Raw genomic sequence first — 15103 nt, 5'->3', positions numbered from 1 at the left:
CAGGATTGTCAGAGGGCAACGGTCCGTGCTAGGAAACCTACACTGCGAGGAGCGTGGTCGTGGTAACGGATCTGATCGTTATCACGATGCCGCGCACGGCCAAGACCGGCAGGTCACAGGCCACGTGCCCGCCGCGTACGCTCAGGCGGCCGGGCAGGAGGGGACCTCGCCCGAGCGGTCGCGCAGGGAGTCGATCGCCTTGATCGCGCCGTCCAGCGTCTCGACCCGCACCAGGCGCAGCCCGGAGGGCGCGGCCTTGACGGCGGCCGCGCAGTTGCCCGCGGGCGTGAGGAAGACCGTGGCGCCGGCCCGGCGCGCGCCGACCATCTTCTGCTCGATCCCGCCGATCGGGCCGACGTTGCCGGCCGGGTCGATCGTCCCGGTGCCCGCGATCGACATGCCCCCGGTGAGCGCCCCGGGTGTCAGCTTGTCGTAGATGCCCAGCGAGAACATCAGTCCGGCGCTCGGCCCGCCGACCTCGCCGACGCTGATGTCGACCTTGAACGGGAACCGGTAGCTCGCGCGCATCTGCACGCCGACCCTGGCCTTGCCGTCCTTGCCCGCCACCGTGCCGACCGGCACCTCGGTCGAGGTGCCGCCGCGCCGCACGGTGAACGTCACCGGCTCGCCCGGCTTGTGGCGTTGCACGGACGCCGCGACGGACCCGAGCTCGCCCACCGCGGCGCCGTCCACCGCCGTGATCTCGTCTCCGGCCTTGAGCTTCCCGTCGGCCGGCGTCCCCTTGTCGGTCTGCGCGACCGTGACCACCTTCTCGATGGGGATCTTGAGCGCGTTCAGCGCGGCGGCGGTGGCCGACTGCTGCGAGTCGGTCATCTCCTGGACGTTCTGCTCCTCGACCTGCTCCGCCGAGGTCGACTTCGGGAACAGCGTCTCCTCCGGCACCACGGCGATCGTCGGATCGAGCCAGCCGCGCAGCGCGGTGATCAGGTCGAGACGGTTGTCCGGCCCGCCCTGGTAGGCCACGGTGACCAGGCTCAGCCTGCCCTGTGTGGGGTAGGTCTCGCGGCCCGAGATAGTGATGACCGGTTTGCCCTTGACGTCCCCGATCGTGTTCTCGGTGGGGCCCGGGCTCAGCACCACGTACGGCACGGGGAGCATGGCGCCGAGCACGGCCAACGCGAGCGCGAGGAAACCCGCGACCAGAAGGGTCAGAGCGCGTCGGGACATGGACGAACTCTATGCGTTCCGCGTCGCGCTAATCGCAGGCGCCGACCCACTCGGCGCCCCCGTCGGCGAACACCTGGTGCTTCCAGATGGGCACCTCGTGCTTGAGATCGTCGATCAGCCTGCGGCAGGCCTCGAACGCCTCGCCGCGATGCGGGCAGGCGGCCGCCACGACGACGGCGATCTCCCCCAGGCGCAGATCCCCCACCCGGTGGACGGCCGCGAGCGCCGTCACCCGGTGGTCGGCCGCCACCTTCTCCGCGACCCTGCGCAGCTGCTCCTCGGCGGACGGGTGCGCGGAGTACGACAGGAGCGTCACCGGCCTGCCGCCGTCCTGCTCGCGCACCGTGCCGACGAACACCGCCGTGCCTCCCGCGGCGTGGTCCTCCACCGCGGCGAGCACCTCGTCCACGGACAGCGGGGTGTCGCGAATGCCCAGCAATCGGATGACGTCCACGGTCCGAGGTTAGTGCCTGAGCCCGATCAGATGCGGCGCGGTCAGGTGCGGCGCTTGCGGCGGGCGGCGCGCACTATGGCCGCCGTGCCGATCACCGCGACGGTCGCGCCCGCGGCGGTGATCGTGGCCTCCTTGCCCGACAGGCGGCGGCCGACGACCGCGTGCCTGCCCGCGGACAGTTCGAGCAGTTCCCGCAGGACCGCCTCGTTGGTCCAGGCCGCCTTCCAGCCCGCCTCCCGCAGCGCCACACCGTCGACCACCCAGGGGTAGACGACGTAGTGCAGGTCGGTCGCGGCGGTCGGCGTGATGCCGAGCCGGTGCAGCCGCTGCGCGGTGCCGAACGTCACACCCGCCGGCAACTCGAACCGCTTCAGGCCGGAGATCTCCTCCACCTGCTCCATCTCCAGCCAGCCCTCCGAGCCGACCGCCACGACCCCGCCGACCCTGCCCAGGGCGGCGGCCTCCAGGGCGGAGACCAGGTCGTCGACGTGGCAGAACTGCCAGCGCGGCAGGCAGCCCTTCACCACCAGCAGCCGGGGCGCCTCGAAGTGGCGGGTGATGACCGTGTCGACACCCGGCCCGACCAGGGCGGCGGGCCGCAGCACGGTCACCTCCAGGCCCGGATGCGCCCGCAGCGACCGCCGTACCAGCGCCTCGATCTCCAGGTGGTCGCCCACCAGGCCGGTGTCGGGCTCGGCCGCGACCGGGGCGTCCTCGGGCAGGGGCACCGGGTTGTCGGCGGCGGCGCCGTACACCATCGCGCTCGTCACCAGCACGACCCGCCGCACCCGGGCCGCGGCGCAGGCCGTGAGCACGGTCTGGGCGGCGCGCAGGTTGTAGCGGCGGCGCTCGGCGGGGTCGCTGTCGAGCGACTCGTCCGTGCCGAGATGCACCAGGACGTCCACATCGGAGATCCGGTTCGCCAAGAGCGGATCACGAATGTCGAGGACCCGCCAGGTGACGTCCGGGACGTCGCCGCGTTGTTCGTCGATGGCCACCACACGGCGGAATTCCGCAGACGAGGCCACCTTCGCGAGGAACGCCCGGCCGAGACCGGAGGCGGCGCCGGTGACGGCGACGACGGGGGGACGCAGGCGTTTCGAGGTAGGCACGAGGTCCTCACTTTGCACTGATCCGCCCCACGGCGGATAACGTGGCGGATGTGGACTCCTCCATCCTGCACGAGGTGGCGCGGTGACTGACCTGCCAGGTCGCGAAAACGACCCCAACGACAATCCGTTCGCCATGTTCGGCAGCCCGGAGCAGATCGCCGCGGCCATGCGGCAGTTCGCCGACATGCTGTCCGCCTCCCCGGAGGCCGGGCCCGTCAACTGGGACATGGCGAAGAACATCGCACGGCACGCCGTGGTCGCCGAGGGCGATCCGAGCGTCATGGAGGGCGAGCGACGTCAGATCGTCGAGGCCCTCAACCTGGCCGACCTGTGGCTCAACGAGGTGACCACGCTGCCGAGCGGCGTGACCGTCCCGCAGGCCTGGAGCCGGTCGGAGTGGATCGAGAAGACGATCCCGGTCTGGAAGCAGCTGTGCGATCCCGTCGCCGCCCAGATGGTGGAGACGATGGGCGGCACGCTCGGCGGGGCGGGCCTGCCGCCCGAAGCGCAGGCCATGGCCGGGCCGCTCATGGGCATGCTCAGGCAGATGGGCAGCATGATGGTCGGCCAGCAGATCGGCCAGGCCCTCGGCTCGCTCGCCCGCGAGGTGGTCGGCTCCTCCGACATCGGCCTTCCCCTGTCCGACACCGCCGCCCTGCTGCCCGGAGGCGTCGCCGCCTTCAGCAGCGGCCTGGAGACGCCCTCGGACGAGATCCGGCTCTACCTGGCGCTGCGCGAGGCGGCGCACCACCGGCTCTTCCAGCACGTCCCGTGGCTGCGGGCGCACCTGCTCGGCGCGGTCGAGGAGTACGCCCAGGGCATCACGGTGGACGTGTCCGCCCTGCAGGACAAGCTGCAGGGGCTCGACCTCAGCGACCCGGAGCGGATCCAGGAGGTCCTTGGGGGCGGCGAGCTGCTCAAGCCCGAGGAGACCGAGCGGCAGAAGGCCGCGCTCACCCGCCTGGAGACCGCGCTCGCGCTGGTCGAGGGCTGGGTGGCCACGGTGGTCGACGCCGCCGCCGAGGGCAAGCTCCCGTCCGCCGTGGCCCTGGCCGAGACCCTGCGGCGCCGCCGCGCCACGGGCGGCCCGGCCGAGCGGACCTTCGCGACGCTGGTGGGCCTCGAACTGCGCCCGAGACGGCTGCGTGAGGCGGCCGCCCTGTGGAAGGCCCTGGGCGACGAGCGCGGGATCGAGGGCCGGGACGCCGTCTGGGGTCACCCCGACCTGATGCCGACGGCGGACGACCTGGACAACCCCGAGTCGTTCGTGAAGGGCGAGGCCGAGTTCGACCTGTCCGCCCTGGACGAGCCCGGTGAGCCCGGGGAGCCCGGGGAGCGGGGCCCGGAGGAGACCGGCAAGTAGGACTCCGCCGGCTGTCGGTAGGCTGCGCCGGTGAGCCTGCACCGTGACGCGCACGCCGTACTGGCCGATTGGGTCGCGCCCACCCCCGAGGAGGAGCGGCTCCGCGAGGAGTTCCTCACGCACCTGCGCGACCACGACGACGCGATGTGGCGGGAGTGCGCTCCCGGCCACCTCACGGCGACGACGGCCGTGCTGTCGCACGACGGCGAACGGGTGCTGCTGACCCTGCACCCCAAGGCCGGGATGTGGCTGCCCATGGGCGGGCACTGCGAGAGGTCCGACACCACGCTCGCGCAGGTCGCCCTGCGCGAGGCGACCGAGGAGTCGGGCATCCCCGGGCTGGTCCTGCTGGACGGGCCGCTCGCCCTCGACCGGCACAAGGTCTGGTGCCACCCGCCGCACAGCTGGCATCTCGATGTCGAGTACGGCGCGGTCGCGCCGCCGGGGGCCGAGGCGGTGATCAGCGAGGAGTCCCTCGACCTGCGCTGGTTCCCGGTGGAGGAGATCCCGGAACTGAGCGACGAGGCCACGCGGCGCCTGGCCCGCCGCGCCCGGTCGCTGTGCCGCGCCTGACTTCTGCACGGTTCGTGCACGTCTCCCGCACACCGCGCCGCACACCCGGTGGCTAGGGTCACCCCCATGACGAAGCTGGACGTGGGCGGCGAGATCGTCTCTCCCCCGCGCCGGAGGCTGCGGGTGCCACCGCGCCTGGCGTGGGTCGCGGCGGCGCCGTTCGCGGTCTGGGCCGCGGCCCGGCTCGCCGGCGCCGATCGCCTCGGGGGCGCCGCCGTGGCGCTGATGACGGGCACGCCGTACGTCGCGGCCGCGTCGCTCGTGGCGGTCCTGGCCGCGCTTACCGCCCGGCGGCCGGCCGTGATCGCGGTGGCGGCGGCGTCGTCGGTCCTCCTGGCGGCCGTGGTCCTGCCCCGCGCGGCCGGGTCGGCCCCCACGGCCACCGGGCCGACGCTGCGGATCCTCACGGTCAACCTCTTCTTCGGCGCGGGCGACGCCGCGACCGTGGTGGACCTCGTACGCCGGCTCGAACCGGACGTCCTCACCACCCAGGAGCTCACTCCCGAGGCCGTCGGGGCGCTGGACGCGGCGGGCCTGGGGAGGCTCCTGCCGTACCGGCACCTGGAGGACGGGCCCGGGCCCTCGGGCAGCGGGATCTACGCGCGTCATCCCCTGACGGAGGCGCCCGGCTTCGCGCCCGAGGGCGGTCACAAGATGCCGAGGGCCCGGCTCGCCCTGCCGTCCGGGCCGCCGGTGGAGATCGTCGACGTGCACACGCTCGCGCCGCTGAGCGATGACGACGTCGCTCAGTGGACCGCCGAGCTGGCGGCGCTCCCGGCCGCCTCCCCCGGCGTCGTACGCGTCCTGGCAGGCGACTTCAACGCGAGCCTCGATCACGCGGCCCTGCGCGCGGTGCTCGGGCGGGGATACGCGGACGCGGCCGACGCCACCGGCGACGGCCTGACCACCACCTGGCCCGCGAACAGGCGGCACCCGCCGTTGATCACGATCGACCACGTGCTGTACGACGAGAGGGCGTCGGCTGTGCGAACCGGGGTCCACACGGTCCCGGGCAGCGACCACCGGGCGTTGTCCGCCGAGCTCCGCCTGCCCAACCGCCTGTGAGTCAGGTCAGCAGGGCCCGGGTGTTGTCCCAGCCTTCGAGGCCGGGGTCGAGACGGGCCACGTCCTGCGGCTTCCTGAGCCGGTGCCAGCCGGGACCCGTGGCGACCATGCGGGGACCGGGCGCCCTGCGGCGCATCGCCGCGACGACGTCGGGCTCGTCGAGATCCGGCGCGGCCCAGCCGGGGACCGGCAGCCGCGCCGCCACGGCGACCGCGCCGCCGCCCTCCGCCGGGCAGACCGCGAGGTGCGCCCGGCCGAGTTCCCGGAAGAGCTTCCCGATCAGCAGGGGCGGCAGGTCGGGGGCGTCGGCGCTGACGACCACCGCCTCCTCCCCCGGCGGAAGCGCCGCGAACGCGTCGGCGGGAGAGGCGATCGGCACGACGGGCGTGCCCGGCCAGGCGATGTCCTCGAGCCCCGGCACTCCGGCCGACAGGATCACCGGCCGCACCAGTTCGAGCCCGGCGACCATCTCGTAGGTGTCCTCGGCGATCGCCGTCAGGAACGCGGCCGGATCGACGCCGGGCGGAGCCGCGTCCGCCATGCCCGGCGTGACGAGCACCGCGACGATCCGGGTCAACACTCCTCCGGGACGCCGTTGGCCGCCATCGAGAAGCCCTCAAGGAAGCCCCTCGCGCGTTCCGCCCGGGGATAGCGCTCGACGAGAGCCCAGAACCGCGGGCCGTGACTCGGCACGAGCAGGTGGACGAGCTCGTGGATGATGACGTAGTCGACGACCCAGGCCGGCATGCCCCGCAGCCGGGCCGACAGCCTGATCGTGCCGTGGTCGGGCGTGCACGAGCCCCACCTGTGGAGCTGGTTCTCCACCCACCGCACGCTGGCCGGCACGGCATTGCCGTCGAGGTAGCGCGCGGAGAGCTCCATCGCCCGTTCGAGCAGGTCGTCGTCGCTCGGGCGTCTTCGCTGCTCCTTCGCCGCAAGGCGGTCGAGCATGCGGCGTACCCATTGCTCCTCGTCGGTCGTGCTCAGACCGGCCGGAAGCAGCACGATGGTCTTGTCTCCATCGCGGTACGCGGAAACGGTTCGCCGCCGTCGTGCGCTCCGACGAACCTCGACTGTCTCGGGGGGCACATATGAAAGGTAGCCGACACGCGCCGAATTCCACAGGGGGTGATACACGTTCTGCCTGGTCAATCGGGCGAACGTGACCTTGCGGGCGTGAAAACTACGGAGTTGCGGATATTCACCAACCACGAACACCCCGGTAATTATCCACAGCCCCACCGGTTCCGGCGCCCGGCCTGGCCGGCGTATGGCATGGTCTGGCGACTATGAGACCTCGCCTGAAGCCCGTCCTGCGCCGGGTCGAACGGGACGGCCGCACGCTGCAGTTCGGCGTCCATCCGCTGCGGGCCGTCGTGCTTACCGGTGTCGAGCCGCCCGTGCGCCGCCTGATCGACGGCCTGGACGGCACCCGCACCCTCCGGCAGGCGGTGGCCGGAAGCGGCCTCGACGAGGCCGCCGCCCGGGAGGTGGTCGCCCGGCTCGCCGCGCACGGCCTGATCGAGGACGCCGCGGCCCGTCCGGAGCCCCTGGCGGACCTGCCCCTGGCCGACCGGGACCGCCTCCGTCCCGACCTGGACAGGCTGTCGCTGACCGCCACCGACGGCGGCATGAGCGCGCTGTCGGCGCGCCGGGCGGCGCGGGTCCGCGTGTACGGCGCGGGCCGGGTCGGCGCCCGGATCGTCAGCCTGCTCGCCGCCGCCGGAGTGGGCCACATCTGCGTGGTCGATCCCGGCACGGCCACCGCGGGCGACGTGGTCCCGGGCGGAATCGGCCGCGCGGAGACGGGGATGACCCGCGAGGAGGCCGCCGTGGTCGCGGCCCGGCGGGTCTCCCCCGCCGTCAACGCCTGGCCCGGCCGGGCCGCCTCCCGCCTGTCCGACGGCGGGGTGCGCCCGGATCTCGTGATCCTCGCGCCCGCCGCCCCGCTCGACGCCACGCTGGTCCACGAGATCGTCACCGAGGGGGTGGCGCACCTGCTCGTCTGCGCGTTCGAGGGCCACGGATCGGTGGGGCCCTTCGTCGTCCCCGGGCTCACCCCCTGCCTGCGCTGCCTCGATCTCACCCGCCGTGACCGGGACCCGTCCTGGCCCCTCGTGGGCGCCCGGCTCGGGGGTTATCCGGCGGGCGAGATCGCCTGCGACGTCGTGCTGTCCTGCCTCGTGGCCGCGCAGGCGGCCGGTCAGGCTCTGGCCTATCTCGACGAGGGACGCGTGCCGGAGGGCCTGCTGGAGGTGTCGCCCGGATGGCGCTGGCGGCACCGCCGCCTGGACGCCCACGACGGGTGCGACTGCCTGCCCGGCGGCGTCTCGGGCCGCACCGCGTGACGGAGGACGGCTGTGTGAGGAAGAACACACTTGACGCAATCCCCGGCTGCCGTTGACGTCGCCGCCCGTCCCGTAGGGATCAGAACAGTAAATTGTGGTCGAAAGTCCACGCCATCGCTAAGAATGGTCGAGTGAGTGACCTTCCCCACCGTGCCGTGACCCGCTCGGCAAAGCTCGCCACGCTCCCTCTCGGGTTCGCCGGCCGCACCGCGCTCGGACTGGGCAGACGGCTCGGTGGCGCCTCCGCGGAGATCGTCACCCAGGAGATCCAGCGGCGTACGGCCGACCAGATCTTCAAGGTGCTCGGCGAGCTCAAGGGCGGGGCGATGAAGCTCGGGCAGGCCCTGTCGATCTTCGAGGCCGCACTGCCGCCCGAGATCGCCGGACCCTACCGGGCGACGCTGACGCGCCTGCAGGACGCCGCGCCGCCGCTTCCGGCCGCCACCGTCCACCGGGTCCTGACCGAGCAGCTGGGCGACGACTGGCGGGAGAACTTCCTGGAGTTCGACGACCGGCCGAGCGCCGCGGCGTCCATCGGGCAGGTGCACCGCGCCGTGTGGCACGACGGCCGCCCGGTCGCCGTGAAGATCCAGTATCCGGGGGCGGGCAAGGCCCTGATCTCCGACTTCAACCAGCTCGCGCGGCTCGGCAAGCTCTTCGGCGCCATGTTGCCGGGCCTGGACATCAAGCCGGTCCTGGCCGAGCTGAAGGAGCGGGTCGCCGAGGAGCTCGACTACCTCAAGGAGGCCGAGGCCCAGCACGCGTTCGCCGAGGAGTTCCGCGACGATCCGGACTTCCACGTGCCCGCCGTGATCGCGGCCAACGAGCAGATCCTGGTCACCGAGTGGATGACGGGCACCCCGCTGTCCAAGATCATCACCGATGGCACACAGGAGGAGCGCAACCACGCCGGTCTGCTGTTCGTCCGCTTCCTGTTCTGCTCCCCGGCCCGGGTCGGAATGCTGCACGCCGACCCCCACCCCGGCAACTTCCGGCTGATGGAGGACGGGCGGCTCGGCGTGCTGGACTTCGGCGCGGTCAACCGCATGCCGGGCGGCTACCCCGTCGTGTTCGGCAGGCTCACGCGCATCTTCAACCAGGGCGACATGGACACCGTCGTGCGCGGACTGCGCGACGAGGGGTTCATCCGCCCGCACATCGAGGTCGACCCCGACGCCCTGCGGGCCTTCCTCGCGCCGTACGTCGAGCCGACCCGGGTCGAGGAGTTCGCCTTCAGCAGGGAGTGGTTGCGCGAGCAGGCGGCGACAGTGGCCGACCTGCGGCCGAACAACGTGGTCCGCCAGCTCAACCTGCCCGCGTCGTACGTGCTGATCCATCGCGTGCACGCGGCGGGCGTCGGCGTGCTGTGCCAGCTCGGCGCCACCGCCCGCTTCCGCGACGAGGTCGTGCGCTGGGTGCCCGGCTTCGGCGACGAGGCGGGCGAGTCGGAGGACAGCGCGCTCACCCTGAGCTGAGCGTCATCTGCCGGCGCCGCCCCGGCTCTCCACCGTCTTCAGGGTCTGGTTGATCACGCAGCGGTTGATCCCCTTCCTGCAGTTGCCGTTGAGGGTGTTGGTGAAGACGCTGACGCTCGACACCTGCTGGACGCCGGCGAAGGTGACGGCGCTGTTGGCCGCGGGCGCGTTCACGTTGCGCCGGCCCGCCGATATCTGCTTGACAGGGCTTTTGATGGAGGGCGCGTTCGAGGTGTCGGTTCCGCCGCTGGTCTGGGTCCCGCCGTGGCCGTCACCGTGGCCGTCACCGTGGCCGTTCGCATGGCGGGCCCGGAGCGCTCCGGGCATCGGCGCGGCCTCGGCTCCCGGCGCGGCCGTCCCCCACAGTGCCGTCACGAAGCCGATCACGAGTCCGATCACGAGTCCGATCACGAGCGCGGTGGCGGCGGGCCGTCGCACGCCCGCCGCGTGATCAAGCGCACCTGGCGTCCGCTCGCCCATCCAAGTCCCACCCACCGCTCGCGCATCGCTCCACCCGCCCCGTACGGCCGTGCGGCCCGGGACGCTCGGGCTCATACCCCGCGATCTCGGTGGTCTCTCACGGCAGGCGATCTTCTGTGCGTCCGGTGATCGCTTCTTTGCCTCGGGGTCGCGGCCGGGCGTCCGGCGGTCCGTGCCTCGACGTGAGGAAGAGCGGTACCACCCACAGCGGGCCACGACACGACGATGGGCGGTCCCGTGGGGGACCGCCCATCTCAACGAGCTGTGGACGAATCGACGCGGTGGACGCTATCGCGTCACATGCGCGCCAGCGCGGAGCTCAGCCGCCGGGACGCGCGCTCGGCCTGTCGGCGTGCCCTCTGCACGCTCCTGATCCGGCCGGCCAGCCGCTCCTGCGCCGCCTCCTCGTGCAGGGTCCGTATTCGCTCGTGCGCCAGTTCTTGATTCAGATACAGGGCGGTGGTCGGGGAGATGCTCATCTGGATCGGTTCCTTCCGGAAAATTCGCTGGAATTGCTGATCAGGCTGCGACGGGAGTCTTGCGCGGGCGCCCACGGGGACGCTTGCGGGGCACGACGACCCCCCTCAGGATGAGCTCCCCGCCCCAGACGCCCCACGGCTCCTCGCGCTCCAGCGCGCGGGCCAGGCAGGCCTTCTGGATCGGGCAGCCGCCGCAGAGCGCCTTGGCGAACTCCACGTCCTCGGGGGACTCGGCGAACCACAGGTCGGGGTCGGTACGACAGGGGATTTCGGCTTCGATCAGGTCCATGACCGGGGCCGCCATCTGCGTCACCTCTTCGAATGATTTGGTCTGGGTGTCCTCGTTGTGGGGTGTGGATTCGTGGCCGACAAACAAGAAGGCCGCGGATCCTGGTGCGGATCCGCGGCCTGGAGGTGGAGACCGGTCAGGGTATGACTGGTCCTCTCCAGGCGTCGTGCGGACCCTGCGCACCGCCGAGAGCGGCGGTGCGGATCTGCTCATCGCTCATCGGCCGGTTCACATAGACCGGACGGTGGGCGGGGTTGCCGTGGCTGGCCGGGCGTGCGAACGCGCCGAAGGCGGCCGAGCCCGCGACTCCGGTGATCAGAGCCTGGGCAGGGGCGGCCTCGCCACGCCGCAGTTTCGTCGGCGTGACAATGGCGGCCGGGCATGCGGAGGCGAGCCACAGCGTGCGGGACGTCGTCATGTTCCTCACTGGACTCACCTCCATTTCAGTGCGCTCGCCGGACCGAAGCGTCCGGCTGACTTGTCCAAGACCCTAAACCGCCGCGGCAGGGCGGGCAACCTATTTTCTACCTGCGATTTTCACGACTTCGTGACATCGGGATGGAGCGCGGGCGACACCCGAACCAAGCACTCCTGAACCACGGAGACGGCCAGATCTCCGGCGGCGGTGAACATCTGCCCCCGGGCGAGCCCGCGTGCCGCCCCGGACCAGGGCGACTCCTGGGCGTAGAGCAGCCAGTCGTCGGCCCGGAAGGGCCGGTGGAACCACATCGCGTGGTCCAGCGACGCGCCGGACACCGCCGAGGATCCCCAGGCGAGGCCGTGGGCCAGCAGCACGGTGTCCACCAGCGTGAAGTCGCTGGCGTAGGCCGCGAGCACGACGTGCAGCAGCGGATCGTCGGGCAGGTCGGCGTCGTACCGGAACCAGACGTTGTTCTCGGCGGTGACCAGGGTGGGGTCGTGAGCGGCCTCCCAGGTCAGCGCGTTCACGTACCGCGCGTCGACCGGGCGCGGCCTGGCCAGCAGCTCACGCCAGCCCGGCTCGTCGCCCACGATGTCGAGCATCCGGTCCTGGAACGTCGGCAGGGTCTCGGGGGCCGGCACCTCCGGCATGCGGGCGGCCTGGTGGCTCACGCCCGGCTCGTCGATGTGGAACGACGCCGACATCGAGAAGATGGCCTTGCCGTGCTGGATGGCCGTGATGCGCCGGGTGGTGAACGACCGCCCGTCGCGCACCCGCTCCACGTTGTAGACGATCGGGACGGCCGGGTCCCCGGGCCGGATGAAGTAGGCGTGCAGCGAGTGGACCATCCGGTCGGACGGCACCGTACGGCCGGCCGCCACGAGGGCCTGCGCCGCCACCTGGCCGCCGAAGACCCGCTGGATGCGCTCCTCCGGGCTGCGCCCCCGGAAGATGTCGAGCTCGATCTGTTCGAGATCGAGCAGGTCCAGCAGCTCCTTCAGGGCCGAATTCACGGGAGCCTCCAGCACGCGCGGATATTACTCGTCAGTACCACTATCGGGAACACTATCGGCGCCGCGGCAGAGCTCGAGGACCGCGTCGCCGTACCGCTCAAGTTTGACGCGTCCGATTCCGGCGATCGAGAGCAGGTCCTCCTCAGAGGTGGGCCCCCGCTCGGCGATGGCCTGGAGGGTGACGTCCGTGAAGACGACGTACGCGGGGACCTTCTGCTCCTTCGCCGCCGCGGTGCGCCACGTCTTGAGCCGTTCGAGCAGGGCCTCGTCGTAGTCCGCCGGGCAGGTCGCGCAGCGGCCCAGCTTCTGCTCGGCCGCGGCGGCGAGGGTCCGGCCGCAGATCCGGCAGTGCAGCGGCGCCGCGGACCGCTTCGACCGCCCGCCCGAGCCTCCCTGCCGCTCGGCCCTGGCCGGACTCGCCGTACGCGGGGACAGCCCGTCGAGGAAGCGCGACGGCCTGCGGGCGCGGCGGCCCCCCGGCGAGCGGGCGAGCGCCCACGACAGGTGCAGGTGCTCACGGGCCCGGGTGATCCCGACGTACAGCAGCCGCCGCTCCTCCTCGACCTGGTCCGGCGTCTCCGCGTAGACGATCGGGACCATGCCGTCGGTGAGGCCGACGAGGAAGACCGCGTCCCACTCCAGGCCCTTGGCGGCGTGCAGCGAGGCGAGCGTCACGCCCTCGACCGGCGGCGCGTGCTGCTCCATCGCCCTGCGCTCCAGCTCGCCGACGAAGCGGGGAAGGTCGGCGCCCTCGGCCGCCATGTCCTCGGCCAGGTCGGCGAGCGCCTTGAGCGACTCCCACTTCTCCCTGGCCTTGCCGCCCCCGGGCGGCTCGGCGGTCAGCCCGATCCCCGACAGGATCGCGTGCACGGCGGGCGCGAGCGGCTCGTCGCCCGCCGAGCGGGCCGCGCCGCGCAGCAGCACCACGGCCTGGCGCACCTCGGGCCGCTCGAAGAACCGCTCCGCCCCGCGCAGCAGGTACGGCACGCCGGCGTCGGTGAAGGCCTGCTCGTACGCCTCGGACTGGGCGTTGACCCGGAACAGCACGGCGATCTCGCGGGTGGGCACGCCGTCCGCCATCAGCTTCTTGACCGTGAGCGCGACGCCGAGCGCCTCGGCCTGCTCGTCGTCGTACTCGGTGAACACCGGCTCGGGTCCGTCGGGCCGCTGGGCGACCAGTTCCAGCCGGTGGGGTGAGCGCGTCATGACGCGGTTGGCCAGCGTGACCACCTGCGGGGTCGAGCGGTAGTCGCGCACCAGCCTGATCACGGCCGCCGAGGGGTGCTCGACGGCGAAGTTGGTCAGATAGTGGGGCGTCGCGCCGGTGAACGAGTAGATGGTCTGGTTGGGGTCGCCCACCACGCACACGTCGTCACGCCCGCCGAGCCAGGTGTCGAGCAGCAGCTTCTGCAGCGGGTTGACGTCCTGGAACTCGTCGACCACGAAGTAGCGGTACTGCTGGCGGATCTGCGTCGCGACCTCGCGGTGCTCGGTCATGACGGCCGCCGTGAGCTCCAGGATCGTCTCGAAGTCGATGAGGTTGCGCTGGCGGCGCAGGCTCTCGTATCCCTCGTACAGCCGCGCCACCTCCTCGGGCGCGATCGGCGGGGTGCGACGGGCCTTCACGGCGGCGGCCGGGTAGTCCTCGGGGCCGACCTGGGTGACCTTCGCCCACTCGATCTCGCTCGCGACGTCGCGCAGCTCGCCGCGGTCGGGGTTCCTGCGCAGGCGCCGGGCCGCCTCCACGAGCAGCGGCAGCTTCGACTCGACCACCTGCGGCGGGTCGCCGCCGACCACCCTCGGCCAGAAGTAGCTGAGCTGGCGCAGGGCCGCCGCGTGGAAGGTCCGCGCCTGCACGCCGGGCGTCCCGAGCCCGCGCAGCCGCTGCTTCAGCTCGGCCGCCGCGCGGGTGGTGAAGGTCACGGCGAGCACGCCCTGCGGCTCGACGACCCCGATCTGCACGGCGTACGCGATGCGGTGCGTGATGGCGCGGGTCTTGCCGGTCCCCGCCCCGGCGAGCACGCACACCGGTCCGCGCACCGCCTGGGCGACCTCACGCTGCTCGGGATCCAGACCCTCGAGGACGTCCAAGGAGCGGCTCCTGACATGCGTTGCGGACGTTGTTACTGGCATCATCCTTCCAGCAGCCGACCTAGCGTGTCCCGGCGACCGGTCGGCGCACGACGCTACATCGGGGAGGAACACGCCGTGGCCACCGCGGTCCGATCTGCTTTAGGCATGGGCACCGCCGCCCTCGCCGCCCTCATGCTCGCCCCGTCCGCCGCCCAGGCGGCCTCGGCGGGCGACCCCGTCCGCCGCCCCTCCGCTTCCCCCGCGCCGTCCCCCACGACCTCCGCGAGCCCGTCGCCCTCGCCGTCCCCGTCGGCCTCCACCTCGCCGTCGGCCCCGCCGTACGGCCCGAGGATCCGCACCTACGCGTACGGCTCGCACGCGCGCCAGATCATGGACGTGTGGTGGCACACCGCCGGTCCGCGGCGCCCGATCGTGTTCGTGATTCACGGCGGCTGGTGGTCCGCGGGCGACAAGAAGTACATGACCTCGATCACCCGCAGCTACTCCGATCTCGGCTACACCGTCGTCAACCTCGACTACCGCCTGTCGGGCGACGCGGCCTGGCCGGCCCAGCGCACCGACGTCATGTCCGCCGTCAGCGCCGTGCGCAGGCACGCGGCGATGTTCAACGCCGATCCCAGCCGCTATGTGCTGCTCGGCTTCTCCGCCGGCGGCCACCCCGCGCAGGCCCGGCCGGCCGTCGCCGTAAGCGCCGACGGCGGGGGGGTGGTGGCCGCCGGCGGGGGAGCCGAGCAGCACAAAGCGGAGAG

17 protein-coding genes are annotated in these 15103 nt (G+C 72.4%); 6 read left to right on the top strand and 11 right to left on the bottom strand.

Annotation, left to right across the window (positions count from 1 at the left end; genetic code table 11):
* Positions 1 to 141: 141 nt before the first annotated feature.
* From AB0J39_RS16500 to AB0J39_RS16490, 3 genes are read right to left on the bottom strand one after another with little or no spacing between them, the layout of a single operon-like run.
* The gene (locus AB0J39_RS16500) at positions 142 to 1188 is read right to left on the bottom strand and encodes a PDZ domain-containing protein (protein WP_363465070.1); all 1047 of its coding nucleotides are present in this window, start codon (positions 1186 to 1188) and stop codon (positions 142 to 144) included.
* Between the two features lie 28 nt (positions 1189 to 1216).
* Entirely contained in the window at positions 1217 to 1642 is a 426-nt protein-coding gene (locus AB0J39_RS16495; protein WP_363465067.1) for a molybdenum cofactor biosynthesis protein MoaE, read from the bottom strand.
* 41 nt (positions 1643 to 1683) lie between these two features.
* A complete protein-coding gene (locus AB0J39_RS16490; RefSeq protein WP_363465065.1) occupies positions 1684 to 2754 on the bottom strand; it encodes an NAD-dependent epimerase/dehydratase family protein in 1071 nt (356 codons plus the stop codon).
* A 133-nt stretch (positions 2755 to 2887) separates the two neighbouring features.
* Between AB0J39_RS16490 and AB0J39_RS16485 the strand changes: the two genes are divergently transcribed.
* From AB0J39_RS16485 to AB0J39_RS16475, 3 genes are all read left to right on the top strand, one after another.
* Entirely contained in the window at positions 2888 to 4117 is a 1230-nt protein-coding gene (locus tag AB0J39_RS16485; protein WP_363465125.1) for a zinc-dependent metalloprotease, read from the top strand.
* A 30-nt stretch (positions 4118 to 4147) separates the two neighbouring features.
* Complete coding sequence (locus AB0J39_RS16480) at positions 4148 to 4690, top strand: NUDIX domain-containing protein (RefSeq protein ID WP_363465062.1); 543 nt, start codon at positions 4148 to 4150, stop codon at positions 4688 to 4690.
* 66 nt (positions 4691 to 4756) lie between these two features.
* A complete protein-coding gene (locus AB0J39_RS16475; RefSeq protein WP_363465059.1) occupies positions 4757 to 5755 on the top strand; it encodes an endonuclease/exonuclease/phosphatase family protein in 999 nt (332 codons plus the stop codon).
* Between the two features lies 1 nt (position 5756).
* Here AB0J39_RS16475 and AB0J39_RS16470 read toward each other — a convergent pair whose 3' ends face one another.
* Positions 5757 to 6332 carry a hypothetical protein gene (locus tag AB0J39_RS16470; RefSeq protein WP_363465057.1) on the bottom strand — a complete coding sequence of 192 codons (576 nt, stop codon included), beginning with the start codon at positions 6330 to 6332 and terminating at the stop codon, positions 5757 to 5759.
* Positions 6329 to 6844: a M48 family metallopeptidase gene (locus tag AB0J39_RS16465; protein WP_363465054.1), complete on the bottom strand. Its 516-nt coding sequence runs from the start codon at positions 6842 to 6844 to the stop codon at positions 6329 to 6331. The genes AB0J39_RS16470 and AB0J39_RS16465 overlap by 4 nt, the downstream gene beginning before the upstream one ends.
* Positions 6845 to 7044: 200 nt before the next feature.
* On the opposite strand from AB0J39_RS16465, the gene AB0J39_RS16460 reads away from it, so the two are divergent.
* Both AB0J39_RS16460 and AB0J39_RS16455 read left to right on the top strand, forming a co-directional pair.
* On the top strand, positions 7045 to 8103 hold the full coding sequence (locus AB0J39_RS16460; RefSeq protein WP_363465051.1) for a ThiF family adenylyltransferase: 1059 nt from the start codon (positions 7045 to 7047) through the stop codon (positions 8101 to 8103).
* A gap of 131 nt (positions 8104 to 8234) precedes the next feature.
* Positions 8235 to 9578: an AarF/ABC1/UbiB kinase family protein gene (locus AB0J39_RS16455; protein ID WP_363465048.1), complete on the top strand. Its 1344-nt coding sequence runs from the start codon at positions 8235 to 8237 to the stop codon at positions 9576 to 9578.
* A gap of 3 nt (positions 9579 to 9581) precedes the next feature.
* Here AB0J39_RS16455 and AB0J39_RS16450 read toward each other — a convergent pair whose 3' ends face one another.
* The 6 genes from AB0J39_RS16450 to AB0J39_RS16425 form a co-directional block, all read right to left on the bottom strand.
* Positions 9582 to 10016 carry a hypothetical protein gene (locus AB0J39_RS16450; protein WP_363465046.1) on the bottom strand — a complete coding sequence of 145 codons (435 nt, stop codon included), beginning with the start codon at positions 10014 to 10016 and terminating at the stop codon, positions 9582 to 9584.
* A gap of 338 nt (positions 10017 to 10354) precedes the next feature.
* Complete coding sequence (locus AB0J39_RS16445) at positions 10355 to 10537, bottom strand: hypothetical protein (protein WP_363465043.1); 183 nt, start codon at positions 10535 to 10537, stop codon at positions 10355 to 10357.
* Between the two features lie 40 nt (positions 10538 to 10577).
* Positions 10578 to 10841, bottom strand: coding sequence for a WhiB family transcriptional regulator (locus AB0J39_RS16440; protein ID WP_055480724.1), 264 nt, complete (start codon positions 10839 to 10841; stop codon positions 10578 to 10580).
* 121 nt (positions 10842 to 10962) lie between these two features.
* Entirely contained in the window at positions 10963 to 11244 is a 282-nt protein-coding gene (locus AB0J39_RS16435; RefSeq protein ID WP_363465040.1) for a hypothetical protein, read from the bottom strand.
* 119 nt (positions 11245 to 11363) lie between these two features.
* A complete protein-coding gene (locus AB0J39_RS16430) occupies positions 11364 to 12260 on the bottom strand; it encodes an acyl-CoA thioesterase II (RefSeq protein ID WP_363465037.1) in 897 nt (298 codons plus the stop codon).
* A gap of 24 nt (positions 12261 to 12284) precedes the next feature.
* Positions 12285 to 14351, bottom strand: a complete 2067-nt coding sequence (locus tag AB0J39_RS16425) for an ATP-dependent DNA helicase UvrD2 (protein ID WP_363465034.1) — start codon at positions 14349 to 14351, stop codon at positions 12285 to 12287.
* 147 nt (positions 14352 to 14498) lie between these two features.
* On the opposite strand from AB0J39_RS16425, the gene AB0J39_RS16420 reads away from it, so the two are divergent.
* A partial coding sequence (locus AB0J39_RS16420) for an alpha/beta hydrolase (RefSeq protein ID WP_363465031.1) occupies positions 14499 to 15103 on the top strand: 605 nt, incomplete at its 3' end.

The organism is Microbispora sp. NPDC049633 (genome assembly GCF_040675265.1).
Lineage (GTDB): Bacteria > Actinomycetota > Actinomycetes > Streptosporangiales > Streptosporangiaceae > Microbispora > Microbispora maris.
Note: the sequence above shows the minus strand (reverse complement) of the source record. Positions and strands in the feature narration are given on the sequence as shown.

Bases quoted from the DNA above. Each gene is read 5' to 3' on its own strand.
- AB0J39_RS16500 (WP_363465070.1), bottom strand. From the start codon at position 1,188: ATGTCCCGACGCGCTCTGACCCTTCTGGTCGCGGGTTTCCTCGCGCTC.
- AB0J39_RS16485 (WP_363465125.1), top strand. From the start codon at position 2,888: ATGTTCGGCAGCCCGGAGCAGATCGCCGCGGCCATGCGGCAGTTCGCC.
- AB0J39_RS16475 (WP_363465059.1), top strand. From the start codon at position 4,757: ATGACGAAGCTGGACGTGGGCGGCGAGATCGTCTCTCCCCCGCGCCGG.
- AB0J39_RS16460 (WP_363465051.1), top strand. From the start codon at position 7,045: ATGAGACCTCGCCTGAAGCCCGTCCTGCGCCGGGTCGAACGGGACGGC.
- AB0J39_RS16445 (WP_363465043.1), bottom strand. From the start codon at position 10,537: ATGAGCATCTCCCCGACCACCGCCCTGTATCTGAATCAAGAACTGGCG.
- AB0J39_RS16440 (WP_055480724.1), bottom strand. From the start codon at position 10,841: ATGGCGGCCCCGGTCATGGACCTGATCGAAGCCGAAATCCCCTGTCGT.
- AB0J39_RS16435 (WP_363465040.1), bottom strand. From the start codon at position 11,244: ATGACGACGTCCCGCACGCTGTGGCTCGCCTCCGCATGCCCGGCCGCC.